26 protein-coding genes are annotated in these 25893 nt (G+C 54.0%); 18 read left to right on the top strand and 8 right to left on the bottom strand.

Annotated features, from left to right (window positions below):
* Positions 1-53: 53 nt before the first annotated feature.
* Positions 54-341, bottom strand: coding sequence for a putative quinol monooxygenase (locus U869_RS0102650; RefSeq protein WP_025123280.1), 288 nt, complete (start codon positions 339-341; stop codon positions 54-56).
* Positions 342-555: 214 nt separating this feature from the next.
* Between U869_RS0102650 and pyrC the strand changes: the two genes are divergently transcribed.
* From pyrC to U869_RS0102620, 6 genes are all read left to right on the top strand, one after another.
* A complete protein-coding gene (gene pyrC, locus U869_RS0102645; protein ID WP_025123281.1) occupies positions 556-1605 on the top strand; it encodes a dihydroorotase in 1050 nt (349 codons plus the stop codon).
* A gap of 74 nt (positions 1606-1679) precedes the next feature.
* A complete protein-coding gene (dinI, locus tag U869_RS0102640) occupies positions 1680-1919 on the top strand; it encodes a DNA damage-inducible protein I (RefSeq protein ID WP_025123282.1) in 240 nt (79 codons plus the stop codon).
* A gap of 133 nt (positions 1920-2052) precedes the next feature.
* Positions 2053-2331, top strand: coding sequence for a hypothetical protein (locus U869_RS0102635; protein ID WP_025123283.1), 279 nt, complete (start codon positions 2053-2055; stop codon positions 2329-2331).
* Positions 2332-2547: 216 nt separating this feature from the next.
* Positions 2548-2802 (top strand): biofilm formation regulator BssS, encoded by a 255-nt coding sequence (bssS, locus tag U869_RS0102630; protein ID WP_024485935.1) that lies wholly within the window; start codon positions 2548-2550, stop codon positions 2800-2802.
* Positions 2803-2946: 144 nt separating this feature from the next.
* On the top strand, positions 2947-4059 hold the full coding sequence (solA, locus tag U869_RS0102625) for an N-methyl-L-tryptophan oxidase (protein ID WP_025123284.1): 1113 nt from the start codon (positions 2947-2949) through the stop codon (positions 4057-4059).
* Positions 4060-4274: 215 nt separating this feature from the next.
* Positions 4275-4913: a LuxR C-terminal-related transcriptional regulator gene (locus tag U869_RS0102620; RefSeq protein ID WP_025123285.1), complete on the top strand. Its 639-nt coding sequence runs from the start codon at positions 4275-4277 to the stop codon at positions 4911-4913.
* A gap of 3 nt (positions 4914-4916) precedes the next feature.
* On the opposite strand, the gene U869_RS0102615 is transcribed toward U869_RS0102620, so the two are convergent.
* Positions 4917-5975: an AI-2E family transporter gene (locus U869_RS0102615; RefSeq protein WP_025123286.1), complete on the bottom strand. Its 1059-nt coding sequence runs from the start codon at positions 5973-5975 to the stop codon at positions 4917-4919.
* Between the two features lie 428 nt (positions 5976-6403).
* On the opposite strand from U869_RS0102615, the gene U869_RS0102610 reads away from it, so the two are divergent.
* On the top strand, positions 6404-6958 hold the full coding sequence (locus U869_RS0102610; protein WP_025123287.1) for a cytochrome b: 555 nt from the start codon (positions 6404-6406) through the stop codon (positions 6956-6958).
* Positions 6959-6984: 26 nt separating this feature from the next.
* Positions 6985-7563, top strand: a complete 579-nt coding sequence (locus tag U869_RS0102605; protein ID WP_025123288.1) for a YceI family protein — start codon at positions 6985-6987, stop codon at positions 7561-7563.
* Positions 7564-7615: 52 nt separating this feature from the next.
* Here U869_RS0102605 and U869_RS0102600 read toward each other — a convergent pair whose 3' ends face one another.
* On the bottom strand, positions 7616-8668 hold the full coding sequence (locus U869_RS0102600) for a rhodanese-related sulfurtransferase (protein ID WP_025123289.1): 1053 nt from the start codon (positions 8666-8668) through the stop codon (positions 7616-7618).
* A 208-nt stretch (positions 8669-8876) separates the two neighbouring features.
* Between U869_RS0102600 and U869_RS0102595 the strand changes: the two genes are divergently transcribed.
* Complete coding sequence (locus U869_RS0102595; RefSeq protein WP_025123290.1) at positions 8877-9974, top strand: NADH:flavin oxidoreductase/NADH oxidase; 1098 nt, start codon at positions 8877-8879, stop codon at positions 9972-9974.
* Positions 9975-9993: 19 nt separating this feature from the next.
* Here the strand turns inward: U869_RS0102595 and U869_RS0102590 are convergent, their stop codons facing one another.
* A complete protein-coding gene (locus U869_RS0102590; RefSeq protein WP_025123291.1) occupies positions 9994-10155 on the bottom strand; it encodes a hypothetical protein in 162 nt (53 codons plus the stop codon).
* A 307-nt stretch (positions 10156-10462) separates the two neighbouring features.
* Between U869_RS0102590 and U869_RS0102585 the strand changes: the two genes are divergently transcribed.
* From U869_RS0102585 to U869_RS0102570, 4 genes are all read left to right on the top strand, one after another.
* Positions 10463-11383 (top strand): Kdo(2)-lipid IV(A) acyltransferase, encoded by a 921-nt coding sequence (locus tag U869_RS0102585; RefSeq protein ID WP_025123292.1) that lies wholly within the window; start codon positions 10463-10465, stop codon positions 11381-11383.
* Between the two features lie 93 nt (positions 11384-11476).
* The gene (locus tag U869_RS0102580) at positions 11477-11761 is read left to right on the top strand and encodes a YciI family protein (protein ID WP_025123293.1); all 285 of its coding nucleotides are present in this window, start codon (positions 11477-11479) and stop codon (positions 11759-11761) included.
* Between the two features lie 199 nt (positions 11762-11960).
* Complete coding sequence (mdtG, locus tag U869_RS0102575; protein ID WP_025123294.1) at positions 11961-13196, top strand: multidrug efflux MFS transporter MdtG; 1236 nt, start codon at positions 11961-11963, stop codon at positions 13194-13196.
* Between the two features lie 477 nt (positions 13197-13673).
* Positions 13674-15227 carry a peptide MFS transporter gene (locus tag U869_RS0102570; RefSeq protein ID WP_025123295.1) on the top strand — a complete coding sequence of 518 codons (1554 nt, stop codon included), beginning with the start codon at positions 13674-13676 and terminating at the stop codon, positions 15225-15227.
* A gap of 231 nt (positions 15228-15458) precedes the next feature.
* Here the strand turns inward: U869_RS0102570 and U869_RS0102565 are convergent, their stop codons facing one another.
* Positions 15459-15857 (bottom strand): VOC family protein, encoded by a 399-nt coding sequence (locus U869_RS0102565; RefSeq protein WP_025123296.1) that lies wholly within the window; start codon positions 15855-15857, stop codon positions 15459-15461.
* A gap of 134 nt (positions 15858-15991) precedes the next feature.
* Between U869_RS0102565 and U869_RS0102560 the strand changes: the two genes are divergently transcribed.
* Positions 15992-16792 carry a helix-turn-helix transcriptional regulator gene (locus U869_RS0102560; protein ID WP_025123297.1) on the top strand — a complete coding sequence of 267 codons (801 nt, stop codon included), beginning with the start codon at positions 15992-15994 and terminating at the stop codon, positions 16790-16792.
* On the opposite strand, the gene leuA is transcribed toward U869_RS0102560, so the two are convergent.
* Positions 16764-18431: a 2-isopropylmalate synthase gene (leuA, locus tag U869_RS0102555; RefSeq protein WP_025123298.1), complete on the bottom strand. Its 1668-nt coding sequence runs from the start codon at positions 18429-18431 to the stop codon at positions 16764-16766. The two genes, U869_RS0102560 and leuA, sit on opposite strands and share 29 nt — an antisense overlap.
* Before the next feature lie 176 nt (positions 18432-18607).
* On the opposite strand from leuA, the gene U869_RS0102550 reads away from it, so the two are divergent.
* Entirely contained in the window at positions 18608-18982 is a 375-nt protein-coding gene (locus U869_RS0102550) for a MysB family protein (RefSeq protein ID WP_025123299.1), read from the top strand.
* A 97-nt stretch (positions 18983-19079) separates the two neighbouring features.
* Positions 19080-19628 (top strand): GNAT family N-acetyltransferase, encoded by a 549-nt coding sequence (locus U869_RS0102545; protein WP_025123300.1) that lies wholly within the window; start codon positions 19080-19082, stop codon positions 19626-19628.
* Positions 19629-19680: 52 nt separating this feature from the next.
* Here U869_RS0102545 and mdoH read toward each other — a convergent pair whose 3' ends face one another.
* Positions 19681-22242, bottom strand: coding sequence for a glucans biosynthesis glucosyltransferase MdoH (gene mdoH / locus U869_RS0102540; protein WP_025123301.1), 2562 nt, complete (start codon positions 22240-22242; stop codon positions 19681-19683).
* On the bottom strand, positions 22235-23803 hold the full coding sequence (locus U869_RS0102535; RefSeq protein WP_025123302.1) for a glucan biosynthesis protein G: 1569 nt from the start codon (positions 23801-23803) through the stop codon (positions 22235-22237). The genes mdoH and U869_RS0102535 overlap by 8 nt, the downstream gene beginning before the upstream one ends.
* Before the next feature lie 251 nt (positions 23804-24054).
* On the opposite strand from U869_RS0102535, the gene mdoC reads away from it, so the two are divergent.
* Both mdoC and U869_RS0102525 read left to right on the top strand, forming a co-directional pair.
* Positions 24055-25182: a glucans biosynthesis protein MdoC gene (gene mdoC, locus U869_RS0102530; RefSeq protein ID WP_029988324.1), complete on the top strand. Its 1128-nt coding sequence runs from the start codon at positions 24055-24057 to the stop codon at positions 25180-25182.
* A gap of 267 nt (positions 25183-25449) precedes the next feature.
* A complete protein-coding gene (locus U869_RS0102525; protein ID WP_025123303.1) occupies positions 25450-25674 on the top strand; it encodes a hypothetical protein in 225 nt (74 codons plus the stop codon).
* Positions 25675-25893: the final 219 nt, after the last annotated feature.

The raw sequence follows: 25893 nt of genomic DNA, 5'->3' as shown, positions 1-25893 counted from the left end.
TGACCATCTCATTAACCCGCCTAGATGGCGGGTTTTTTCTTGCTGCTGAAAACTCAGGCAATCTTTTTCAGTTTCTTGATGTCCAACGCCTCAAGCTTGCCATCAACCTGGCTGACAAACCGTTTGAAGTGTTCGGTCGCGTTGTGCTTCTCCAACGCCTCGCTGCTGGCCCAACGCTCAAAGAACACGAAGGTGCCTGGCTGATCCATATCCCGGTGCAGATCGTACTGTAAGTTCCCCACCTCAAGACGGCTGGCCTCGATAATTTCATGTACCGCATCGCTGACAACTTCGATGCTGTCAGGCTTGGCTTGCAAAGTCGCAATAACACGTACTTCCATTTTATTCTCCCATCTCAACAAAATGCCCTCACAAGTCTGGCCAGAGGGAACCGGTGCATCCCGGTTACTATGCCCTCGTTGGCCAACTGATTTCAACTTGCCATTAACAAACAGATGCATCCAAAGCGTTTTCCGCTTATCCTTTCACCCCGGCGTGAATAATCCAAAATTATTCGCTTTTATTAAGATTTTTTGACCGCCGGAGCCCTGCACCATGACCGCACAACCCCAAGCCCTGAAAATCCGCCGCCCTGACGACTGGCACATCCATCTGCGTGACGACGACATGCTGAAAACGGTTCTGCCCTATACCAGTCAGGTGTTCGGCCGGGCGATTGTGATGCCTAACCTGGCCCCGCCGATCACCACCGTTGCCGCAGCACGTGGCTATCGTGAACGGATCCTGGCAGTCCTTCCGGCAGAACATAACTTCACACCGTTGATGACCTGCTATCTGACAGACTCACTGGCCGCGACGGAGCTGGTTAACGGGTTTGAGCAAGGGGTATTCACCGCCGCCAAACTGTATCCGGCCAATGCCACCACCAATTCCAGCCACGGCGTCAGCAATGTGACCGGGGTTTATCCCCTGTTTGAGCAAATGCAGAAGATCGGCATGCCGCTGCTGATCCACGGTGAGGTCACCGATGCCAGCGTAGATATCTTCGATCGCGAGGCTCGCTTTATCGAGCAGGTGATGGAGCCGGTACGCCGTCAGTTCCCGGAATTAAAAATCGTCTTCGAGCATATCACCACCCGCGAAGCGGCTCAGTACGTGCAGGAAGGCAATCGTTTCCTTGGTGCCACCATCACGCCACAGCACCTGATGTTTAACCGCAACCATATGCTGGTGGGCGGCATCCGGCCACACCTGTTCTGCCTGCCGATCCTCAAACGCAATATTCATCAGGAAGCACTGCGCAGCGCCGTCGCCAGCGGTTGTGACCGCTTCTTCCTGGGCACCGACTCGGCTCCGCATGCCAGACACCGTAAAGAGAGCAGCTGTGGTTGCGCCGGGGTATTTAACGCACCTAACGCCATGCCAGCCTATGCCACCGTGTTTGAACAACTCGGTGCGCTTGAACATCTGGAAGCCTTCAGTTCGCTCAATGGCCCGCGCTTCTACGGCCTGCCGGTCAACCAGGACTTCATCACGCTGCAACGCCTGCCGGTGACCCAGCCAGAGGAAATTGCCTTGGGTAGCGAAACCGTGGTGCCTTTCCTGGCCGGTGAACAGATCAACTGGTCGGTGACCGACTGCTAATTATTTTATTTCTGCTCTTGCCTCCGGCGTCAGTTAACTGTATAAATACCCAGTAGACAGTTCCGGGGGCAATTATGCGTGTTGAAGTCACTATAGATAAAACCAAACCACTGCCGCCGGGGGCTATCGAAGCCCTGACCGGCGAATTCAGTAAACGGGTCAATCGCCAGTTTCCTGATACTACCGTACAAATCCGTTACGCCGGTGCCAATGGCCTTTCCGTGTTGGGCGGTGCCAAGACAGATAAAGACCTGATCGAGGAGATACTCCAGGAAACCTGGGAAAGTGCCGACGATTGGTTCAGTGCAGAATAATTCTGCAATGTAGTTGTTGCCGGGGGTCGCTCTCCGGCTTTTTTGTTGCTGCCGTACGCCCTTTTACCTGGAAGAAACTGCACTTGTGGTCTGTAATGATGAGACGACTTATGATGCAACCAAGGTGTCAATGATGGTTCCGGACAAAGACAAGCCCGAAGAAGCGATGACCTTCGGCGAGCTGCTGGCCCTGATCGCCGATCAAAAACGGCGGCTGAGCGTACTTGAAGTGGCCTTCTCCTATTTATCCTTTGGCCTGAATGACAAAGCCAACCAGTTGTTGATCCACAGCCTGAAACTGGAAGCACAAAATCAGAACCGCGATCCTGAAATGCAAAAGCATTTCGCCCATCTGGCTGCCGAATTGGAAAGCCACGCGCACGTTCAACTTCCGCCTGCCTCTGAAGAATAATATCTGTCACGGGCGCAGCATTAAGCTGCCCCTACGGTAGATTAAAAACTCCGCTAGCCGATTAATTGCGCAAACAAATATTTATTTTCAATTATCCGTAGGAAAACACCCCACGTCAGATCCTGGATGCGTATACTGTAAAAGCTCACTGTAAAGATGAGACGCATTGATCCTCGTTAGTAACTCACGCTAGTCACTACTTGATAAGGGGTCTTTATGGACAGAAATGATGAGGTTATACAGACACATCCGCTTGTTGGCTGGGATATCAGTACCGTCGATGTTTATGATGCCATGATGATTCGCCTTCATTACCTGTCTTCACTAGACCAAACAGCCGAAGAAGCGCAAGTCGATCGGACGCTTTGGCTAACTACCGATGTTGCCCGCCAATTGATTAATATTCTCGAGGCTGGCATCGCCAAGATTGAATCAACGGATTACTTAGACCTTGATCGCAGAAAACATTAACCCCTTCACCTTCACCCGCTAAGGCGTCGGCAATTATCCGGCGCCTTTTCTTTTACCTGGCCCGAATCGGTTCCTGGTGCATTAGCGCCGGCAAACTCTTATCATATCCACCATCAGCGACACATCAGAGAAAGGATATGGCACGTGGAATATGACTTGATCATCGTGGGTAGCGGCTCGGTTGGGGCTGCTGCGGGCTATTATGCGACGGCCGCGGGCCTTAAGGTCTTAATGATCGACAGCGCTTTTCCCCCGCATCGTCAGGGCAGCCACCACGGCGACACCCGTATCATCCGCCATGCCTATGGCGAAGGCGAAAAGTATGTGCCGTTTCTGTTACGCGCCCAGGCGCTGTGGAACGGCTTAGAGCACAACAGCGGTGAGAAACTGTTTCATCCCTGTGGCGTGCTCACCCTGGGGCCGCAAGAGAGTGAATTTGTCACCACGGCACAGCGCAGTGCAAAAAACTTTAACCTCAATACCCAATTACTGACTGCAGAACAGATCCAGCAGCGCTGGCAAGAGTTCACTGCTCCTGCAGGCTATGTCGGCCTGTTCGAACCGGATGCAGGAATATTGCGTTCGGAACTGATCGTTGCCAGCTACATCAAACTGGCCAGAGAAGCAGGCTGCGCCCAGCTGTTCAATTGCCCGGTCACCGCTATTGAACCAATCGAACAAGGGGTTGAGGTCGTAACACCGGAGGGACGCTACCAAGGGCGTAAAGCCGTGGTCTGCGTGGGAACCTGGGTTAAAAATCTGTTACCCCAGCTCCCCATCACGCCAATACGTAAGGTGTTTTCTTGGTATCAGGCCGATGGGCGTTACAGTGAAAACAACCATTTCCCGGCTTTTTCCGTTGAAGCACCGGATGGCTGCCACTACTACGGTTTCCCGTCCGAGAATGATGGATTAAAACTCGGTAAACACGATGGCGGACAACCGATGGAGACACCGGAACAGCGCAAGCCGTTCGGCTCCCTGGCCAGTGACGGCACCGAGGTCTTCGGTTTCCTGCGCCACTTCCTGCCGGGGCTGGGCGTCTGCCTGCACGGGGAAGCCTGCAGCTATGACATGAGCCCGGATGAAGACTTTATCATTGACACCCTGCCAGATTGCCAGCGGCTGATGGTGATCACTGGCCTGAGTGGCCATGGCTTTAAATTTGCCAGCGTACTGGGTGAAATCGCCGCGCTGTTTGCGCAGGATAAGCCTTCTACTCTCGATATCACACCGTTCAGCCTGCGGCGTTTCTGACCGTTTAATCCCCTGTTCGCACTGCACTAACCAGCGGCAGGGGAACCCCTTAGCAAGAAATACCCTCTAATTTACTGATATTCCTAAAAAATAAGCTATAGACGGAAATATCGTCCTATAGTCTCTGGATTTCCGAATTGATCCCACAACCGGGTACGGCCTATTTTACATAATTGTGCTTTAGCCCGTTTTGTACCTTCAACAAGGACGTCACTATGAAACTACTCGTTGTGGACGAATGCTGTTTCACACGTGTCGGCATAGCCAGCCACTTTACTGACAACATGTTTGCATCAGTGAAATGCTGCCCAGACATCGACACCGCGCTCCCTCTACTGGCCAGTTTCAAGCCCAGCCACATTCTGGTTAATCTGACCAACTACTGCCGCTACACCACAGATAATCAACTGCTTTCGGCGTTTATCTCAGCGGCCCAGCGTGCAATGCTACATATTTATCTGGATGTCCCTTATCCTTACGGTGAAAGCCCGCTACGCATCGCCAACAATGCCTTTTTATTCAATAAGGCCGTGTTACCCCATGCGCTGGCAACGTTAACTGGCAACCCGAGTGGGCTAATGAAGGATCAAGAAGCTCATTCGCTATTCAGCCCGCAAGAATTGACGGTAATGCGTTATTGGATGTCCGAGATGCCGAATTATCGCATCGCCAAAAAATTGCAGATCAGCTCCCATACGGTATATGTGCATAAACGCCATATCACCGAGAAAATCAACGTGCGTAACCGGCTGGAATTTTATTCGCTGTATAACATACTGCGCTATTTCTATCCGCCAGAGCCCACCTTTAGCCCTGTGAGCTCGGCTTCGTTAACTATGATGGCCGCCCTATAAGCCTTACTTCGGCGGCGTTTCCGCTATTTGTCGCCCATCACCGAGGATCATGGCTACCTTGCGGCCTCCATCCATATTTTCCAACGTGATGCGCGCAATAATGGTCAAAGGGACGGATAGCAGCATCCCCACAGGCCCCATCAGCCAACCCCAGAAGATCAGTGACAGGAACACCACCAGCGTAGAAAGCCCCAGCCCACGCCCCATAATCCGCGGCTCCAGGATATTACCGATAATCAGGTTGATCAGAATATAGCCCGCCGCCACCACGGCCGCATCGGCAAAGCCGTTAAACAACAACGCCTGGATCAACGGCGGAATAGCAGCAATGATCGAGCCGATATTCGGCACGTAGTTAAACAGAAACGCCATCATGCCCCAGATAAAGGCAAAGCGAACGCCAACCCAGCTCAGGAAGCCCCAGACAATCAGGCCGGTTGCCAGGCTGATGGCGGTCTTGATCACCAGATAGTGTGTTACGCCTTGCAAGGCTCGGCGGATAGTCGCCATCCCTTCGGTGGGATTATCCAGTGCCTGCTGTAGTTTGTACGGCAATACCTTCACCTCAAACAGCATAAACACCACCGTCATCAACAGCAGGAAGATGCTGGTCATCGCGCCAGAGAGATGGGTCAACAAGCGGGTCACCAGGTTCATGGTGGCACCAGGATCGACGTATTTGACCACCGCATCCGCTGAGAAGGTAATATCCAGATTAAGGCGTTGCGCCTGATATTGCAGTTCGTTCAGTTTCTCATGCATCATGCCACTGTACTGCGGCAATGAACGCGCAAACTCGTTCAACGAAGAAGCCAGCATGCCGACCAGAGTCAGCAGCAGCACCACGATGGCAACCACCAATAACGTCACGCCCAACGCTCTGGGCACCCGGCAGCGCTCCAACAGCTGTACCAGCGGGTTTAACACGATGGCGAGAAACACCGCCAGCAGGAACGGCACCACAATATCTGCCGCCGCCTTTACCCCAGCCAGGATCACCACCAGCATGGCCAGCATCATGATCAATCGTAGCTTGCGGTCGTTGAAATCGGGTACGCCCATGTCATTTCCTTGAGTAAAACAGGCCCCCATGAGCCGCCAATGAATACATGTTAGCAAATAATTCTGCGCTGGCGCAGGCATAATGCCGTCAAGCTGCTGATGGAATTAAATTAATCTTATTGACAGCGCGCATAAATAATCCCCCGTAGCCGTTATTCAATTATTTGCCAAAGTTTCTCGGGGCTATTTACGAAACATGACAAAAGCTGACAATTAACCCTAAAGTCGATAAATTTCAATTGGCCAGCGTTTAATCAGCATGAGCCAAAAAGCGCCCTCTCCAACGATTCCTTTGACCAACTTGTCACAACTCAAACAAATCTACTGATTAATATTTTTATGAAGTAACTTAGTTAAATTTATTATTGATTTATGTTTCTTAAAGTTTAAATATTGCTGCCGGTAAATGCGCTATGTAAGGAAAGCTGATGCTCTGGAAAAATACCGCCGACCGCTTTGGTCACGTTTCTGTGCTGATCCACTGGTTGGTGGCATTGGTTGTTTACGGCATGTTCGCCCTCGGCCTATGGATGGTGACGCTGGGTTATTACGACGTTTGGTATCACCAGGCGCCGGAGATCCATAAAAGTATAGGCACGCTGCTGTTTATCGTGATGGTGGTGCGAGTGGTTTGGCGCTTTATCTCGCCGCCACCCAAGCCTCTGGCAAGCTATGGGCGCCTTACGCGTATCAGTGCCACCCTCGCCCATATTGCACTCTACACCGTGCTGTTCGCCATCCTGATCAGCGGCTACCTGATTTCTACCGCCGATGGTCAGGCAATCAGCGTGTTTGGCTGGTTTGACGTACCGGCCACCTTGACCGGTTTGCCACAGCAGGCCGATACCGCCGGGACTATCCATCTTTATCTGGCTTGGGCCGTCGTGGTGCTTTCCGTACTGCACGCCCTGGCTGCGCTTAAACATCACTTTGTTGATGGTGATGTTACTTTGAAACGGATGCTGGGTCGCAGCACCGATTAACCCTTTGGATTTATGGAGTTATTGCTATGTTAAAGAAAACCGTATTAGGTCTGTCCGCAGGTGCCCTGCTGTTAAACGCCGGTTCCGCTCTGGCTGCCAACTACAAGATTGACAAACAAGGCCAGCACGCCTTTATCGAATTCCGCATTCAGCACCTGGGCTACAGCTGGATTTACGGCACCTTCAAAGATTTTGACGGTGGCTTTACCTTCGATGAAAAAGATCCGGCCAACGATAAAGTCAACGTGACCATCAACACCGCCAGCGTAGATACCAACCACGCCGAGCGTGACAAGCACCTGCGCAGCGCCGAGTTCCTGAACGTTGAAAAGAACAAGCAGGCCACCTTCACCTCTACCGAAGTGAAGAAAGACGGTGAAGGCTATGCCGTAGTCGGCAACCTGACGCTGAACGGCGTGACCAAGCCGGTAACTCTGGCAGCCAAGCTGGTCGGCGAAGGTAAGGATCCTTGGGGCGGTTACCGCGCCGGTTTCGAAGCTAACGGTAAAATCAAGCTGAAAGACTTTGGCATCACCACCGATCTCGGCCCAGCGTCACAGGAAGTTGAGCTGATCATCTCCGTGGAAGGCGTACGCGAGAAATAATAAAAAGGGCGCTGAATTTTCAGCGCCCCATTTCTATTCGGCCTGCAACAACCTACTCTTTCGGCTCCGGGATATGCATGGTGGTTTGCAACAGCCCTTTGGACTTATTGAAGATTTTGACGCCATTCTCACGGCCAGCCCGGCGGGCTCGCTGTTCTTCACGCGGCAATTTCAGCTCTTCACGGCAGGTCTCACTGCAACAGCCAGCAAACTTCTCGGCACAGCTCGGGCACTGGATAAACAGCAGATGACAGCCGTCGTTCAGGCAGTTGGTATGAGTATCACAAGGTGCACCGCACTGATGACAGTTGGCGATCACGTCCTCTGAGATACGTTCTCCCATACGCTCGTCAAACACAAAGTTCTTGCCGATAAACTTCAGTGGCAGCCCCTGCGCCTTAGCCTTGCGAGCATATTCAATAATACCGCCTTCCACGTGATAGACGTTTTTGAAGCCATTATGCAGCATATAGGCGCTGGCTTTCTCACAACGGATCCCACCGGTACAGTACATGACGATATTCTTGTCTTTCTGTTCCTGTAGCATCTCCACCGCCGTCGGCAGTTGATCGCGGAACGTGTCGGAAGGCACTTCGATCGCCTTCTCAAAGTGGCCAACCTCATACTCATAATGGTTGCGCATATCAACGAACACCGTGTTCGGATCGTCGATCATCTGGTTGACGCGATCGGCCTGCAGGTATTCGCCCACGTTGGCAGGGTTGAAGGTTTCATCCTCAATCCCGTCGGCCACAATGCGCTCACGCACCTTCAGGCGCAGTACCCAGAAGGATTTACCATCGTCTTCCAGCGCAATGTTCAGGCGCACCTGATCCAGGGCCGGGTGCGATGCAAACAGCGCGGTTTTGAACGCGTCAAAATGACTTTGCGGTACGCTGATCTGCGCATTGATGCCTTCTTTCGCCACGTAGATACGGCCAAACACCTTCAGTTTATCGAACTGAATATACAGGCTATCGCGAAACGCTTTAGGGTCGTCAATGGTGAAGTATTTATAAAAAGAAACTGTGGTGCGTGGCTCGGTTTCCGCCAGCATACGCGCCTTCAGTTCCTCATTAGAAATTCGGTTATGTAACACTGGCATGGTGTACTTTCCTGTCTTTCGGGAGGTGACTGATTGAGTGCCCGCGGGTCGTAAACCCGCGCGCGGCGCACATAATACCCGAAAACAGGCTGCAACACAGCATTAACCCGGCGGTAATCATTTCCGCACAAAGCTTGACGTTATTCACAAATACCGATAAGCCTAGAGCAAGTCATATCACCGAATTTTGACGGACCATGAGGAAACTATGAGCCAGTTGTTTACGCCGATCACCCTGGGGCTACTGAAGTTGCCTAACCGCATCATTATCGCCCCCATGTGCCAATACTCCGCCGACCATGGCAAAGCCACCGAATGGCATACCATGCATCTCGGCCATCTGTCGCTTTCCGGGGCAGGTTTGCTGATTGTGGAAGCCACTGCGGTTGCACCGGAAGGCCGGATTTCCCCAGGAGATCTGGGCCTGTGGGACGATGCCACCGAGCAGGCGCTTGCCGATGTGGTACAGGCGGTAAAAAAACACGCCACCATGCCGTTAGGGATCCAGCTGGGGCATGCAGGCCGAAAAGCGTCTTGTGCCCTGCCCTGGCAAGGCGGCGCACAGTTGGCCAAAAGCGAAGGTGGCTGGCAAACGCTATCCGCCTCTGGCCAGCCTTTCAACCCTTTGGATGAGGCGCCACAGGCCATGAGCCTGGAGCAGATTGAGCAGTTGAAGGCACAGTTTGTTGCAGCGGCGCGGCGTGCCGACCGCCTAGGCTTCGATCTGATCGAACTGCACGGGGCGCATGGTTACCTGTTGCATCAGTTCCTTTCGCCACTGGCCAATCAGCGCACCGATCACTATGGTGGCAGCCTGCAAAATCGTATGCGATTGTTGCTGGAGACTTTCAGCGAGGTACGGGCGGTGTTCCCAGCCCACAAGGCGCTCGGCGTGCGTATTTCTGCCAGCGATTGGGTTGATGGCGGTTGGGACGAACAGCAGTCGGTTGAATTGACCAGCGCGTTAAAAGAACTGGGCTGCGATTACATTCATATTTCCAGCGGCGGTCTGTCACCGCAGCAAAAAATCCCGGTGGGGCCGAACTATCAGGTGCCGTTTGCCGAAACCATCAAACATAAAGTGGGGATGCCAACCATCGCCGTGGGGTTGATCACCGAGCCTGAACAGGCAGAAGCGATCGTCGCAACTGGTCAGGCCGATATGGTCGCGCTGGCACGCGGCATTCTTTATAACCCGCGTTGGCCATGGCATGCGGCCGCAAAGCTGGGTGCCCAGGTGCAGGCTCCGCCACAATATTGGCGCTCAGAACCGCACAGGGTAAAAGGATTGTTTAAAGATCAGTGATACCGCGGCAAGCGGGTGCTCAGCGCCCGCTTGACCATTCCGTCGCCCCGGAAATAATCGCCCCTGCCAGCAGCCCGCTTCCCGCTACGGCCAGCAAAGGGTTGTACTGCAAATACGCCCCAAGACAGCCGAGCAACCCGCCAATCACCAGCAGCCCAGCGCTTAACCATGACGCCAACATCGTCACCTCCTGAATCAATATTCGACTAAATAACTGCCCAGGCGATGCTGCCACATTCGCCATGACTGGCGAAGAAAACAGCATTCGCACGCAGTTTAGGTCCAAAAATGGTGTTTTAATGCGGTGAGTTTTCCTGTTACAAAAGAAAAATGTCACAATACGCTATTATAAACGGCAGAAAACCTTTGCATAGGCCGAGTTGTTCAAGCAACGGACAGTGTCTGATTACCACTCGTAACGCTGATCCCAGTGTCTATGCAAGGATCCTGTTATTACTGTTAAATGACTGCTTCTAAGCTGAGAACCCATGACGCAAGTTCCTTCTTTCAATCGATCTTTACTGCATCCACGCTACTGGCTTACCTGGTTTGGTATCGGTTTACTTTACCTGCTGGTTCTGCTGCCGTACCCGATTATTTATCGTTTGGGTACCGGGTTAGGGCGCTTTTCAATGCGTTTCCTCAAACGCCGACTGGCGATAACTCAGCGTAACCTGGAACTGTGCTTTCCGGCTATGCCAAAGGCCGAACGCGATGCGTTGATTGCCAAGAACTTCGAATCCGTGGGAATGGGGCTGTTTGAAACCGGTATGGCCTGGTTCTGGCCCAACTGGCGTATCGAGCGCTGGTTCAGCGTCAGCGGCCTGGAGCACATTCAAAAGGCACGGGACAATCATCAAGGGGTGTTGCTGATCGGCCTGCACTTCCTGACGCTGGAATTGGGTGCACGGATCTTTGGTATCCACAACCCAGGTATCGGCGTCTACCGGCCACACGACAACAAGCTGATGGACTGGCTACAGACCTGGGGCCGTATGCGCTCTAACAAAGCGATGCTGGATCGTAAAGACGTCAAGGGGATGATCCGTGCCCTGAAACAGGGTGAGATCATCTGGTACGCACCGGATCATGACTACGGCCCACGTGCCAGCGTGTTTGCCCCGCTGTTTGCGGTAGAAAAAGCGGCCACCACCACCGGTAGCTATGTGCTGGTGCGCATGGGGAAACCGGCGATCATTCCGTTTACCCCGCGCCGCCTGCCGGAAGGTAAAGGCTATGAGCTTATCATGCAACCCGCGGTGGAAAACTTCCCGCTGGATAACGAAGTCGAAGCCGCATCCTTTATGAATAAGGTGGTAGAGAAAGAGATCCTGATGGCACCAGATCAATATATGTGGCTGCATCGCCGCTTCAAGACACGCCCGGAAGGTGAACCTTCGCTTTATTGAAAAATGCTGAGTTGACCACGGAAGGTCGTAACGACATTGAAAAACGACTCAAACGATGTGATGTTAAGGGCCTACCAGCAAAGGAGTCACTCTATGTATATCGTCAGCCTGACCTACCACCGCCCGATTGAAGAAGTAGAAAGCCATCTCGAGGGGCATATCGCCTGGTTGCAGCGTTATTTTGCAGCTGGCAGCTTTATTGCCTCTGGCCGTAAGAACCCGCGTACCGGTGGCGTGATCCTGGCGAAAGACATGGAACGCACCAAGCTGGATGCCATCCTGGCAGAAGATCCCTTCGTCGCCGTGGCCAACTATGAAGTGACAAACGTCGCCCTCACTACCGCCAGCACCGGATTCGAAGCCTTGGTGGGTGCCTGACGCACCGCATTCCCGCGTCGCACGGCGTGGGAATAATTGTCGTTCTCCTTTTTAAAACTTTATTTCATTTTCACGCAAATTCGCACAGTTGCTCAATTGATAACCTGCGTTATTAAGCGCATACTTACCAGGCTAACTTTTTTGCTTTGCGCTATTGTCCCTTGCGATCGTAAAGCCCCTCTTCCCCGCACGTAAACCTATGGCCCCGGCAGCAGAACCTATCAATTGGCAACGTAACCTGTTCATCACCTGGCTGGGCTGCTTTCTCACCGGTGCAGCCTTTAGCCTGATCATGCCATTCCTGCCGCTGTATGTTGAAGCGCTTGGCGTTACCGGCCACCAGTCGCTGAATATGTGGTCCGGCCTGGTGTTCAGTATCACCTTCCTGTTCTCCGCCGTTGCCTCGCCGTTCTGGGGCAGCTTGGCCGATCGCCGTGGGCGTAAGCTGATGTTGCTACGTTCGGCGCTGGGGATGGGCATTGTGATGGTGCTGATGGGCATGGCGCAGAACATCTGGCAGTTTCTGGCTCTGCGCGCGGTGCTGGGGTTGCTGGGCGGTTTTATTCCGAATGCCAATGCGCTGATTGCCACCCAAGTGCCGCGCCATCGCAGCGGTTGGGCGCTAGGTACCCTTTCGACCGGCGGCGTCAGCGGTGCCCTGATTGGTCCATTGATTGGCGGCTTGCTGGCAGACCAGTATGGGCTGCGTCCCGTGTTCTTCATCACTGCCACAGTGCTGTTCATCTGCTTCTTGCTGACGCTGTTCTGTGTGCGTGAACAGTTCACCCCAGTGCAGAAAAAAGACATGCTGCATGCACGCCAGGTGTTTGCCTCACTCAAAAGCCCCAAGCTGATCCTCAGCCTGTTTGTCACCACCATGATCATCCAGATCGCTACCGGTTCGATTGCCCCAATCCTGACGCTTTACGTGCGTGAGCTGGTGGGTAATATCAGCAACCTGGCGTTTGTCAGTGGCCTGATCGCCTCGGTACCCGGCGTGGCCGCCTTGATGAGTGCGCCACGGTTGGGCAAGCTGGGCGACAAGATCGGCCCAGAGCGAATTCTGGTGTTTATGCTGGTGATTTCCGTGCTGCTGCTCATCCCGATGGCCTTTGTACAGACACCGTGGCAGCTCGGCGTATTGCGCTTCCTGCTCGGCGCTGCCGATGGCGCACTGCTGCCTGCGGTACAAACCCTGCTGATCTACAACTGTACCAACCAGGTTGCCGGGCGAATATTCAGCTATAACCAATCTTTCCGCGATATCGGCAACGTCAGCGGTCCACTACTGGGCGCCGCCGTTTCTGCCAGTTATGGCTTCCGCGCGGTATTCTGTATGACGGCGTTGGTGGTGCTATTTAACGCGTTCTATTCCTGGTGGTGTCTGCAACGCCGCCCGGCCAGGATGCGTGAAGATACGTTGCAGGAAGAGTAATAGCGTTATTTATCGCCACTTGCTGCGGTAATTATTCCCCAAGCTTCATTTCCCCTATTTTTATTATTGTTATCCCCACGTCGAAACTTGGCGGCAACCTCTAAGAATAATATTATTAACACCCTGTTTTTAAACAGTAAATGCACATTCAGAGCAATAAACCAGCTGTCAATAAAAATAACGTCTTAACCAACATAAAAACCAATAAAGTAGATGTTTGTCGACTTTTCGTCTAAAAAATGGGATACAGGTACTAGACAAAACCACCATTCGGTTATCAAATGGTTAAATAATATCACGCCAGAAGTAAAACTCTGACCAAGTGAATAAAATGGCCTGCATGCATTTCAAGCTTAATAGGCGCTGCGGCTGAGGTTTTGTCAGGTAATCCACCTCAGTGGGATTGCCTCGCTTACAGACACAGACATACCACAGTATCTGCTGCCATCGCGCAGCACATTATATTGGGAAGACTTTATGCAATCCTCTGTTAATCAGCAAGAAAGCCGGACGTTCCTCGGCCATCCATATCCGCTCCGCTCGCTGTTCTTCACGGAAATGTGGGAGCGTTTCTCGTTTTACGGCATTCGCCCGTTACTGATCCTGTTTATGGCCGCCACGGTTTATGACGGCGGGATGGGATTGGCGCGCGAAAATGCCTCGGCAATCGTCGGTATATTTGCTGGCAGTATGTATCTGGCGGCACTGCCCGGTGGCTGGTTGGCCGATAACTGGCTCGGCCAGCAAAAAGCCGTGTGGTACGGCTCGATCCTGATCGCTCTGGGGCACCTGTCGATCGCCCTGTCCGCTTTTATGGGCAATGACCTGTTCTTCGTCGGCCTGATGTTTATCGTGCTCGGTTCCGGCCTGTTCAAAACCTGTATCTCGGTGATGGTCGGTACCCTGTACAAGAAAGGCGATGCGCGCCGGGACGGTGGCTTCTCGCTGTTCTATATGGGCATCAACATGGGCTCGTTTATCGCCCCGCTGATTTCCGGCTGGCTGATCCGTTCGCACGGGTGGCACTGGGGCTTCGGTATCGGTGGTATCGGGATGTTGGTGGCACTGGTGATCTTCCGGGTGTTTGCCGTACCGGCCATGAAGCGCTATGACAGCGAAGTGGGCCTGGATTCCACCTGGAATAGCCCGGTAGCCAAGAAAAATGGCGTGGGTGCCTGGCTGATTGCGCTGGCCGTAGGCGTTGCCGCGATCGTCGTCATGATCTCCCAGGGCATCATCGTGATTAACCCGGTCGCCGTTGCCAGCATGCTGGTCTACGTTATCGCCGCCTCGGTCACGCTGTACTTTATCTACCTGTTCTTCTTTGCTGGCCTGAGCCGCAAAGAACGTGCTCGTCTGCTGGTGTGCTTTATCCTGCTGATTTCTGCCGCCTTCTTCTGGTCAGCCTTCGAGCAGAAACCGACCTCGTTCAACCTGTTCGCCAACGATTACACCAACCGTATGATCGGCGACTTCGAGATCCCGGCGGTCTGGTTCCAATCGATTAACGCCCTATTCATTATCCTGTTGGCACCTATCTTCAGTTGGGCCTGGCCAGCTCTGGCTCGCAACAAAATCCGCCTGAGCAGCATCACCAAATTCGTGATCGGTATTCTGTTTGCCGCGGCGGGCTTTGGCCTGATGATGCTGGCTGCGCAACAAGTGTTGGGCAACGGTGGGGCTGGCGTGTCGCCGATGTGGCTGGTAGGCAGTATCCTGATGCTGACGCTGGGCGAGCTGTGCCTGAGCCCGATTGGCCTGGCAACCATGACGTTGCTGGCACCGGATAGAATGCGTGGCCAGATGATGGGCCTGTGGTTCTGTGCCAGTGCGCTGGGTAACCTGGCCGCAGGCTTGATCGGTGGTCACGTGAAAGCGGATCAGTTGGACATGCTGCCAACCCTGTTCGCCCGCTGCTCAATTGCGCTGGTGATCTGTGCTGCCGTGCTTATCCTGTTGATCGTGCCAATCCGCCGCATGCTGGAAAACACCCAGGGTAAAAGCGCTGACAAACCGGCAACGCACGCCTGATAGACACTGAATTGACAACTTTAAGCCAGCGCCTAGCGCTGGCTTTTTTTATGCACGCGATAGCAAATGCCCCCTCACCCTAACCCTCTCCCCCAGGAGAGGGAACCGACCATGCTACCCACGGGCGCTGCATGCGGCGCCCCTACGCAGTGTCACCTTTCCCACTCGGCACCTGACCACAGCTCCGTACCGGCCCCCTCGCCCTTTGGGAGAGGGTTGGGGTGAGGGGATTTACACCTGCCAGGCGCGAGCTTGCAACACCACGCGATAACCATCCAAGTCTTCGAACGTTTGCCCATGGGCATCCCAATAAGGGTTATAAACCGGTACACGCTCAAAACCGCTGGCTAACATCCGATCGCACCCTCTTTGCCACACCGCAATTTCTGGCAGATAAAAGACCAGCAGGTTGTCCTGCGTTGGCGCGCGCCCAACCCGCACACCACGATGATGCGTAAATTCCAGATGATAGGCATGACGCGGATGACCAAGCATAATCCCATCAAACCCCTGGTGATCTTCAAACGCCCCTAGTTGCTCAAACTCCAGGCCCTGGCAATACATTTCGGCAATCGCAGTCAAATGGTCGGTGGGCCGGGCAATCCGTAACACCGCGTTGGCAAGATCCATATATCCTCCCGCTGTGGAAACCAACAAGCTAAACCGTTTTCACTCTGCTACGACGTACAGGAAATGCGCTTTGCGACAATGGCCAGACATGGCATGCTGCATGGATGGCTTGATCACCCACCAAAGGAGCAACAGTGCTGTTTAGCATCGATAATCTGGCAGAGAATCAATCTATCGTGCCGTTCTCGAAAGACTATCGGGATGGTGAATGCGAACCGGATCACTCCCATAACTGTGCTCAACTGATCCACGCACTGAGCGGCGTCGTGCAGGTCAACACTCGCGTTGGCAGTTGGGTGGTTCCACCAGGACGTGGCGTCTGGTTACCAGCCAAGGTAGAGCATAACCTGCGGTTTAGCGGGAACGTGGCGGCGCGCACGCTGTTTGTCGATCCTTTGGCCCGCGCCGATTTGCCTGCCCTGTGTCAGGTAGTACAGATTTCCCCGTTGTTGCGTGAACTGATTATCAGTGCGATGGACATTCAGCCCGATTATCGGCCCGGTGGACGCGAAGAGCGCATTATGGAGCTGATCCTCGATGAGTTGCGTATGCTGCCGATCCTGCCCCTGCACCTTCCCGAGCCGCGTGATAGCGTCTTATTAGCCCTGTGCCAGCATATTCAGCAATCATTGGCCCAACCTTGGGAATTGGAGCTGGCGGCGCGCCACATCAACGTCAGCGGCCGCACGCTGTCCCGCCGCTTCCAACGCGAGACGGGCCTTCGCTTTAGTGATTGGGTACGTCGTGCCCGCTTGCTGGCAGCGCTCAACGCCCTGGCCGCTGGAAGTTCAGTGCTGGAGGTGGCTTTGGATTTGGGCTATGACAGCCCCAGCGCGTTTAGCGCCATGTTCCGCCGCCTGCTTGGCGTTTCCCCCAGCACCTACTTTAGCCAGGCTCAGCCAGCGATCAAGGTAAACAGCGGCCAGCCACGTTAAACAGAGCCTGGAGCGAGGCGCTGGCCGAGTCTGCGTCAATGCCTACCCCGTAAATTGCCTCCCCCCTTGCTGGCGTACAGCGAAGGTAAGTGACTGCCCGGCTGTGGCTCTGGTGACCCAAGGTGTGTTCATGGTAGTCGTCAATCGCCAGCACCAGGCCAAAACGCTGGCATAACGCATCCACCGCGCTGGACAATAGCCCATTGCCGCTCCCCTGTAACTGCATTGGCTCCCCTGCCAGAACTACCTGTGCCGTAAAGCTGTAAGCCGCCCCACCCTGGCTTTGCGTTTGATAGCTGAGCAACTGCAAACGAGGTTGTTCGATCAATCCGTAGCTGTTGCGGAACAGCCGCCAGATTTCCGCCACCGTCATTTCCTTACCGCTCTCATCCGTGGTCTGCTGCACCACTTTGCTGAAATCGATCTGCAAACCACGCGGCAGGCGTAAGCCATGATTCTGCTCCAGCAACCATGCTGCACCACTTTTGCCTGACTGGCTGTTAACGCGGATCACCGCCTCGTAACTGCATCCCACGTCTGCCGGGTCCAGCGGCAGGTATGGCACCTGCCATAACCCATCTTCGCGCAGTTGCTGAGCGGCAAAGCCTTTCTTGATGGCGTCCTGATGCGAACCGGAGAATGCGGTAAACACCAGCTCCCCGGCATAAGGATGGCGCGGATGCACAGGCAACTGGTTGCACTGTTCCACCACCTCAACCACTTCTTTCAACCGGCTGAAGTCCAGCCCTGGCGCAATGCCCTGGGTATACAGGTTGAGGGCTAACGTCACCAGATCGACATTCCCGGTGCGCTCGCCATTGCCGAACAGGCAACCTTCAACCCGATCGGCCCCCGCCAGCATGGCCAGCTCGGCGCAAGCGACGCCGGTCCCGCGATCGTTATGCGGATGTACGCTGATCGTCACCCGCTGACGCTGGCTGAAGTGGCGACAGAACCATTCGATCTGGTCGGCATAAATGTTGGGGGTACTCATTTCCACGGTGGCTGGCAGGTTGATGATCATCGGCCGCTGGCGTTCGGGTTGCCACACGTCCGCCACCGCTTCGCAGATTTCCAGGGCAAACTCCAGTTCGGTAAAACAGAAGGTCTCCGGCGAATATTCGAAGCACCAGTCAGTTTCCGGATGCCGATCGCACCATTGGCGAATACGCCGTGCGCCATTCACCGCCAGCGCCACGGTGGCGGCCTTATCCTGCTTGAAGACGATATCGCGGAACACCGGGGCGGTGGCGTTATACAGATGCACGATGGCGCGCGGTGCCCCTTGTAATGACTCCATCGTGCGATCGATCAGATCGTCACGCGACTGCGTCAGCACCTGGATTGAAACGTCATCCGGGATCAGCCGTTGCTCGATCAGATGCCGCACAAAATCAAAGTCGGTTTGTGAGGCGGAAGGAAATGCCACCTCGATTTCTTTAAACCCACAACTCAGTAACAGCTGATAGAACTGTAGCTTGCGAGCGTTATCCATCGGCTCGGCCAACGCCTGATTGCCGTCGCGCAGATCGCTGGAACACCAGCGTGGAGCCTGCTGCTGGGTGCGACCCGGCCACTGACGGTCGGGTAAATCGATGGCCGGGAACGGCCGATACTTGCTTGCAGGGTTGGCTAACATCCTGATTCTCCTACAGACCAAAGGGTGTAACCATTATCTCCTGAGCAAGACCAGGCGTCTCCCGACGGATGGACAATCATCGTCGCAAAACGGACAACAAAAAATTTGCATCCTGCGGCGATGCGACAACAATTAATGCTGGTGTTCCCCAAGATGATTGAAACAAGGAGATGCGTATGAGCCTGTATGCCACGCTGGAAGAAGCGATTGAAGCCGCTCGCGAAGAGTTTGTCGAAACAGCGGAAGGCGGCGGTGATGAGCCGCCGGTGCCCCAACAGTTTAACCTGCAAAAATACATCATGTTGGATGGCGACACGATGTGGCAGGCCGAGTTTTTCGAAGAGGAAGGTGAGTCTGTCGAATGTTTTACCCTGCGTAGTGGGGCTGCCGCTCAGGCCATTTTTTACGGTGATTACGACGAGATTGAGATCCTCGCAGAGTGGATCAACGAAAATACGTTGTATGAGTGGGAGGAAGGTGATTTTCAACTCGATCCCCCGCTGGATACCGAAGAAGGCCAGAGCGCGGCTGACGAATGGGATGAGCGTTGAGACACAGGGGTGGGTGATTGATTGCCCACCCTCGCCTTGACGGCCCTAGCTGCGCATTGCATGCTGCAACCTTCTTCCACTAACACAGGCAGCTAACATGCTCATCAGGCAGGCCGTTCCCGGTGATTACCCCGCAATTCTGGCCTTACAGGTGCAAAACACCCCGGAGCATCTCAACGCCCAACAGCGACAACAGGGGTTTATCGTTTCGCAAATGAACGAAAGACAGCTGGCGAGCATCAACAGCGGCCTTGGTATTCTGATCGCCATTGAGGATCAACAGTTGGCAGGGTTTGTCTGCCTGATGCCAACCGATGCCCAACCCCGGCCACCGGTCGTGGATGCCATGTTGCAAACACTGGCCAGCCAGCAGTTTCAAGGCCGCAAGTTGGATCAGCTGCGGGTATTTCTGTATGGCCCGGTATGCCTGAGTGCCGAATGGCGGGGAAAAGGCGTGCTACGACAGTTGTTTGCGGCGGTTAAAGCGCGAACCCAGCAGGATTTTGACGTTGGTGCGCTGTTTATCAACGACGATAACCCACGCTCATTAGCCGCCCATGTCGACGGGCTGGGGATGACGGCGTTGACTTCTTTCCGCTGTAACCAGCAAGACTATCAACTGGTGGTCTTCACCACCCACGGCTAAAAAAAGGGGGAACACGCCACGCGCATTCCCCCTTTTTAATCAGCACTTGCCGTTAGCGTTGGCCAACGGGATGAGCCTGCTCATTATGCGGCAACTGCCGATAATGTTCGCGCCAAGCCTCACCCTGCGGCAACAGCCAGATGCGTTGATGCAGACGCGACAGCGCCACCGGATCGCTCAACAGCTCGAGACGTTTGGCTTTCGCCAACTTCTCTGGCCCGACTTCCAGCGCCTCGTTCACACGCTCTTCCCGCACCCGATCAATGAGGGTACGCAGATGGTGACGAGCCGTTGCCAGCGCAGCAGCCAAGGCGTTGTAGGACGGGTCCACCGCTGCATGCATAAAGCCATTACGTAAGGCGCGCTGGCGATTAAGTTGCAGATAGGTATCCGTAGCCACCAGCTCACGCGGCGGATCGTATTCTTCCGGGATCAGGAACAGCTTGGCACGCTTGCTCTTCAGACCGAGCGTGGCCCGGCTGGACAGCGCCGAAACAAACGGCGACAGGATCAACGAGAAGACGATCGGTGACAGCCACCACAGGAAGTTCAGATCCAGCAACGCCATGCCACCGCCCCAAACCAGGCCCAGCAGCATTTGCGAACCATGACGCCTGAAGGCTTCGCCCCAAGGCGTGTCATCATCATCACGCTGCGGTGAGTTCCACACCACTTCCCAGCCCAGGAACGCGCTGACCACAAATACGGTATGGAACAGCATGCGCACCGGTGCCAACAGCACCGAGAACATCACTTCCATCAGCATGGAAATCAGCAGCCGGATCGGCCCGCCGTACTGCTTCGACCCTTTGGCCCAAACCAGCACGATACTCAGCAACTTCGGCAGGAACAGCAGCACCATGGTAGTGGAGAACAGTGCAATAGCCAGTTCAGGCTTCCACTGTGGCCACACCGGGAACAGCTGCCGGGGTTGCAGGAAGTATTGCGGCTCCACCAGCGTATGCACTATCTGCAACGCGGTAGACAGCGCCAGGAACATAAACCACAGCGGTGCCGACAGATAGGACATCACCCCAGTCAGGAACACCGCGCGGTGTACCGGGTGCATGCCTTTGACCAGGAACAGACGGAAGTTCATCAGGTTACCATGACACCAGCGGCGGTCGCGTTTCAGCTCGTCCAGCAGGTTAGGCGGTAACTCTTCGTAACTGCCCGGCAGATCGTAGGCAATCCACACACCCCAGCCAGCACGACGCATCAATGCAGCTTCCACAAAATCATGGGAAAGAATGGAACCGGCAAACGAACCTTCACCCGGCAACGGTGCCAATGCACAGTGCTCGATAAACGGCTTCACCCGGATGATGGCGTTATGACCCCAGTAATGGGACTCACCCAACTGCCAGAAGTGCAAGCCTGCGGTGAACAACGGGCCATAGAGACGCGTGGCGAATTGCTGCACGCGAGCATACAGCGTATCCATCCCAGAGGCTTTTGGCGCAGACTGGATGATACCGGCGTTTGGATTGGCTTCCATCAAGCGTACCAGCCCGGTGAGGCATTCGCCGCTCATCACGCTATCGGCATCCAGGATCACCATGTAGCTGTACTCGCCCCCCCAACGACGGCAGAAGTCGTCGATGTTGCCGCTCTTACGTTTCACACGACGGCGGCGACGGCGATAGAAGATGCGCCCATGGCCCTCAACATCGCGGCACAGTTCCATCCAGGCTTTCTGTTCGGCAACGCAGATATCGGGATCGTAACTGTCGCTCAGCACATAGATATCGAAATGCTCAAGCTGACCGGTTGCCTTCACCGATTCATAGGTGGCCCGTAAGCCGGCAAATACCCGTTCGACGTCTTCGTTACAGATAGGCATGATCAACGCGGTACGGTGCGCCGGATCGATCGGCTCATCGCCCTTGATGGTCGAAGAAATGCTGTACTTATCTTTACCGATCAGCAGTTGCAGGAATCCCATCAGCGCGGTCCAGAACCCGGCCGAAACCCAGCAGAACAGAATGGCGAACAGGATCAGAATGCCGGTCTGCAACAGATAAGGTAACAGTTGCAACAGCGACTGCATCAGATCCTGATCCCACATGGCGAACGGATCGATCAGCGCCCAGCCCTGATAAGGCAGGATGGTCTTCATATACCAGGTGGCAATGCCGGTTTGCACCAGCATCAGGATCAACAGCACGTAACGGCGCATCGAACCGACGATACGCCAGCGGTTTTCCGCCTCGGCTTCTTCTTTGCTGGCATGACGATTATGCGTCTTACGACCCAGCAGAGAATCCCAAAACCGGCCCACCGGGTTGGTGCGCCAGGCCTCAGGAAACATGCTGGTGCGTTTTACCGGCGGCGTGGCTTTCAGAATGGTGCGCCCTTCCGGGTCACAGTCAAAATCATCGTCATCAACCGCGTCCGGCCAAGCCTGGCTGATGCGCGCCTTGACCGAGGCCAGGGCGACATCATCGGCAGACAGCGATGCCACATTGACATCAGAAGCTCCCATCTGACGATGCAAAGCCTCCAGCGCCGGGGTATCGCCCGCCATCACTTGTTGCTTGAGCTCCCCTGACCGCTCAGCGGTCAGGGGCATTGCCGCAAGATATTCCTGGGCAGTTTCAATAGACTTATTCATTGGCAGGTAGCTGATAGCTCCAGGTTTCCGACAGGGTCTTGTCACCGTTGACCAACGCAGCACGCATTTCTACCGGTTGTTTGGCGTCTTTGACTTTCAAACGCACCGTCAAACGCCAACCTTTGGTAACCGGATTATAGCGGACGCTGTTTTCCACCATTTCACCGTTGTCACCAATGCTGATCTGAGAAGCCACCGGCGTATTGGCATCCAGCGCTTTCAGTGCCGGGCCTACGAAATCAACCAGGAACGCCACGCTGCCGTCCGGCTCGCGGATCAGGTTGGACTGCTTCACATCACCGGTTGAACGCATGGTTTTCCCCACATAACCGATGTCCTGAGAATGCAGCTTCTCTTCGTCGCGGGTGAAGTACAGGCGGTAGTTCAATGCCAACGGCGTTTTCGCATCTGGCAGCACGTCCGGTGTCCAGAACGCCACGATATTATCGTTGGTTTCATCCGCGGTTGGGATTTCGACCAGTTCAACCTTGCCTTTGCCCCAATCGCCGCGTGGTTCAACCCAGGCGCTTGGACGCAGGTCGTAACGATCGTCCAGATCCTGGTAGTCACGGAAATCGCGGCCACGTTGCAGCAGACCAAAACCTTTCGGGTTTTCGACGGTATAGGTGCTGACCGACAGGTGCTTAGGATTGTTCAGCGGACGCCAGATCCACTCGCCGTTACCGGCATGGATCGACAGGCCGTTGGAGTCATGCAGCGCCGGGCGATAGTTCAGGGTTGGCGAAGGATTGCTAGACCCAAACAGGAACATGCTGGTCAATGGTGCCATACCCAGCTTGCCCACTTTGTCGCGCAGGAACACTTTGGACTCGACATCTACCGTGGTATCGCGGCCGGGGTAAACCACAAAACGGTAGGCACCGGTAGCACGCGGAGAATCCAGCAAGGCATAGATCACCAGGTGCTTGTCGCCCTGCTTCGGACGTTCGATCCAGAATTCACGGAAACGCGGGAACTCTTCACCGGATGGCAAAGCGGTATCGATAGCCAGCCCACGAGCGGAAAGCCCATAAACCTGCCCTTTACCCACCACGCGGAAATAGCTCGCGCCCAGCACACTCATGATTTCGTCGTTTTTATCCGCGCTGTTGACCGGATAGAGCACTTTAAACCCGGCGAAACCGAGTTTCTTCACCGTGTCGGGATCGTGTTTGACGTTACCAAAGTTAAAATAGTCCGGGCTGTATTTGATCTCTTTGACGGTGGTCGCCGTGACTTCGTTGATGGTGACCGGCGTATCGAAGTACATCCCTTGATGGTAGAACTCAAGCTTAAAAGGGGTTTTCAGCTTACTCCACACGGCCTTGTCGTGGTTGAACTGGATCTGCTGATAGTCCGCGAACTTGAGTTCACGGAACTGAGAAGGAAGGTTGCTCTTCGGGACTTCAAAGCCTTTTCCTGCCAGATCCTGCGCCTGTTTGGCCACATCGTCGATAGAAAAAGCCCATGCCTGCGAACTCAACAACGTGCACAAAACGGTAGCACCTAACCAACGTACGCTCGTGGCGCGTGGTTTTTTTGATAATAGATTTACTAGCACATCCCCCCCTATTCGTGTGCTCAAAATATTCAAAATCCATATTAATGGATTATTCCGCTCGCCGACAACATGATAAACGTGTGTTGATGTTTACGGCTTAGAGTTTAAGCAGTTGTGCAGCGTAGCAAGCCGGGCTCCAAGACGCTATGGAAAAATGTTAGTCGCTATAGTAGGGTTTGAGGCTGCGATAACCTTATTGCCGACTTCTTAAGCGGATTTATACCCTCCAGAGCAACCATCAGCGGTAAACTATGACAAACGGCACTAACCAGCGGGAGTTTTTCCTCGATTCGATCCGGGCCTATTTGATGTTGCTCGGCATCCCTTTTCATCTTTCTCTGATTTACTCCAGCCACTCCTGGGCAGTGAACAGTGTAACTCCGTCGTTTTCGCTGACGGTGCTGAACGACTTCATCCACGCCTTTCGCATGCAGGTGTTCTTCATCATCTCTGGCTACTTTTCCTACATGCTGTACGAGCGCTATGACAGCCACCGCTGGTTAAAGGTACGCCTGGAGCGGGTCGCCATTCCGTTGCTAAGCTCTATCCCTTTGATTACCTTACCGCAGTTTTTCTTACTCAAGAATTACACCGATAAAATCAACGGTTGGGATGATTTTACCCCCTATCAAAAAATAAACGTGGGGGTTTGGGAACTGGTTTCCCATCTGTGGTTTTTATTAACCTTGTGTTTATTGACCTGCGCCTGTTTTTATCTGTTTAAAAAAATTAAGGCGATCGCATCACCAACGGCACCACGGCCGATAAATAAAATGACCAATTTGAGTAATATCTCATTGTGGTTTTTATTCTATGCCTTTATATACGGCGTGTTTCATCGCCTTATTTTAATCACCGCTCCGCATTTGCTGTCTAACGGCCTGTTCAACTTCGTGGTGATGGAAACCTTGTTCTACCTGCCGTTCTTCATTGTGGGTGCCTACGCCTTCAAGTATCCGTGGCTGAAAGCGGTGTTCCTCAAGCCTTCATGGCCAGCCGTACTGGGCTCGCTGCTGCTGTTCGTGGCCTACATGCTCAACCAGAAACTACTGGCGGACAGCAGCTTTATGTTCGAACTGGAAATCGTAATCAAAAGCGTACTCGGCGTGTTGATGGCCAACGTGGTGTTCTCATTTGGCCATGCGCTGCTCGACTTCCAATCGCCACGCATTACCTATCTGGTTAACGCATCGCTGTTCATCTATCTGGTGCACCATCCGCTAACGCTGATATACGGAGCCTTCGTGACCCCGCTGATCGAGAATAACCTGCTGGGTTTCCTGCTGGGTCTGGTGTTCGTCTTTAGCTGTGCCTTCCTGCTCTATGAACTGCACAAACGCATCCCACTGTTGCGCTTCCTGTTTTCCGGTAAAGCCTAATCTCCCCGTACACAGGCGCTGCTTGCAGCGCCCGCTTGGCTATAATTGATCGGTGCCCTGCGCACAGATTGGTCAACCTATTGCGACCGGTTGATGCAAAGTTGTGCTGGAGCATATTGCAGTGAGTTGTTATAACTACAGTGCATAAGAAAAAATCCACATCCCTGCCTTACGGTAGCGATTGGGCTCACGAACCCTAAGGGATGGCGCATCACCATCGCGTGCGCCGGTAAGATTTCCCTTCCGTCACGACAGAGAGGATTTTTAATGACCGACAAGCAAACCACGGCAACCGAGGCCGTAGCAGAAAACGCCACGCTACTAAAAATCCTGGGCAGACTGCTCTCTGCGCTGGATTCTTCCATCAGCGGCAAAGATCGCAGCGTACTGGTAACCGAGCTTTCCAGCCTCAATCTGGACGGGATCTCCGAGGCCGAACGGAAACTGGCAGGCGAATTAATCAAGCGCGCCCTGCAATCCCTCGATCACTAATCTCCCGCCCGCCAACCATTAAGCCTCCGTAATGGGGGATTAATGGTTTTTCAGCAATAATCTGTTTACCCCATCCTCAATCAGCTGATAAATAGGCACAAAAGCCGCAATATCCGCGTTTCATCGCTGTTTTAACCGAATTCTGTGGCAAGCAGCCATAATGGCACAATTTTTTGGCAATCAGCCTTGGCGTTTTACCGGATAAACAGGCTATCATGG

This window comes from Serratia sp. H1w, from assembly GCF_000633355.1.
Lineage (GTDB): Bacteria > Pseudomonadota > Gammaproteobacteria > Enterobacterales > Enterobacteriaceae > Chania.
The sequence above is the reverse complement of the archived record's forward strand: the minus strand, read 5'-3'. Positions and strand labels throughout refer to the sequence as shown.

Excerpts from the sequence above, each read along its gene's own strand:
- U869_RS0102525 (WP_025123303.1), top strand. The coding sequence starts at position 25,450 with ATGACCGACAAGCAAACCACGGCAACCGAGGCCGTAGCAGAAAACGCC.
- mdoC (WP_029988324.1), top strand. The coding sequence starts at position 24,055 with ATGACAAACGGCACTAACCAGCGGGAGTTTTTCCTCGATTCGATCCGG.
- U869_RS0102570 (WP_025123295.1), top strand. The coding sequence starts at position 13,674 with ATGCAATCCTCTGTTAATCAGCAAGAAAGCCGGACGTTCCTCGGCCAT.
- U869_RS0102565 (WP_025123296.1), bottom strand. The coding sequence starts at position 15,857 with ATGGATCTTGCCAACGCGGTGTTACGGATTGCCCGGCCCACCGACCAT.
- pyrC (WP_025123281.1), top strand. The coding sequence starts at position 556 with ATGACCGCACAACCCCAAGCCCTGAAAATCCGCCGCCCTGACGACTGG.
- U869_RS0102605 (WP_025123288.1), top strand. The coding sequence starts at position 6,985 with ATGTTAAAGAAAACCGTATTAGGTCTGTCCGCAGGTGCCCTGCTGTTA.
- U869_RS0102580 (WP_025123293.1), top strand. The coding sequence starts at position 11,477 with ATGTATATCGTCAGCCTGACCTACCACCGCCCGATTGAAGAAGTAGAA.
- mdtG (WP_025123294.1), top strand. The coding sequence starts at position 11,961 with ATGGCCCCGGCAGCAGAACCTATCAATTGGCAACGTAACCTGTTCATC.
- U869_RS0102595 (WP_025123290.1), top strand. The coding sequence starts at position 8,877 with ATGAGCCAGTTGTTTACGCCGATCACCCTGGGGCTACTGAAGTTGCCT.
- bssS (WP_024485935.1), top strand. The coding sequence starts at position 2,548 with ATGGACAGAAATGATGAGGTTATACAGACACATCCGCTTGTTGGCTGG.
- U869_RS0102615 (WP_025123286.1), bottom strand. The coding sequence starts at position 5,975 with ATGGGCGTACCCGATTTCAACGACCGCAAGCTACGATTGATCATGATG.
- U869_RS0102545 (WP_025123300.1), top strand. The coding sequence starts at position 19,080 with ATGCTCATCAGGCAGGCCGTTCCCGGTGATTACCCCGCAATTCTGGCC.
- mdoH (WP_025123301.1), bottom strand. The coding sequence starts at position 22,242 with ATGAATAAGTCTATTGAAACTGCCCAGGAATATCTTGCGGCAATGCCC.
- U869_RS0102610 (WP_025123287.1), top strand. The coding sequence starts at position 6,404 with ATGCTCTGGAAAAATACCGCCGACCGCTTTGGTCACGTTTCTGTGCTG.
- leuA (WP_025123298.1), bottom strand. The coding sequence starts at position 18,431 with ATGTTAGCCAACCCTGCAAGCAAGTATCGGCCGTTCCCGGCCATCGAT.
- U869_RS0102600 (WP_025123289.1), bottom strand. The coding sequence starts at position 8,668 with ATGCCAGTGTTACATAACCGAATTTCTAATGAGGAACTGAAGGCGCGT.
- U869_RS0102585 (WP_025123292.1), top strand. The coding sequence starts at position 10,463 with ATGACGCAAGTTCCTTCTTTCAATCGATCTTTACTGCATCCACGCTAC.
- dinI (WP_025123282.1), top strand. The coding sequence starts at position 1,680 with ATGCGTGTTGAAGTCACTATAGATAAAACCAAACCACTGCCGCCGGGG.
- U869_RS0102650 (WP_025123280.1), bottom strand. The coding sequence starts at position 341 with ATGGAAGTACGTGTTATTGCGACTTTGCAAGCCAAGCCTGACAGCATC.
- U869_RS0102620 (WP_025123285.1), top strand. The coding sequence starts at position 4,275 with ATGAAACTACTCGTTGTGGACGAATGCTGTTTCACACGTGTCGGCATA.
- U869_RS0102635 (WP_025123283.1), top strand. The coding sequence starts at position 2,053 with ATGGTTCCGGACAAAGACAAGCCCGAAGAAGCGATGACCTTCGGCGAG.
- U869_RS0102550 (WP_025123299.1), top strand. The coding sequence starts at position 18,608 with ATGAGCCTGTATGCCACGCTGGAAGAAGCGATTGAAGCCGCTCGCGAA.
- U869_RS0102590 (WP_025123291.1), bottom strand. The coding sequence starts at position 10,155 with ATGTTGGCGTCATGGTTAAGCGCTGGGCTGCTGGTGATTGGCGGGTTG.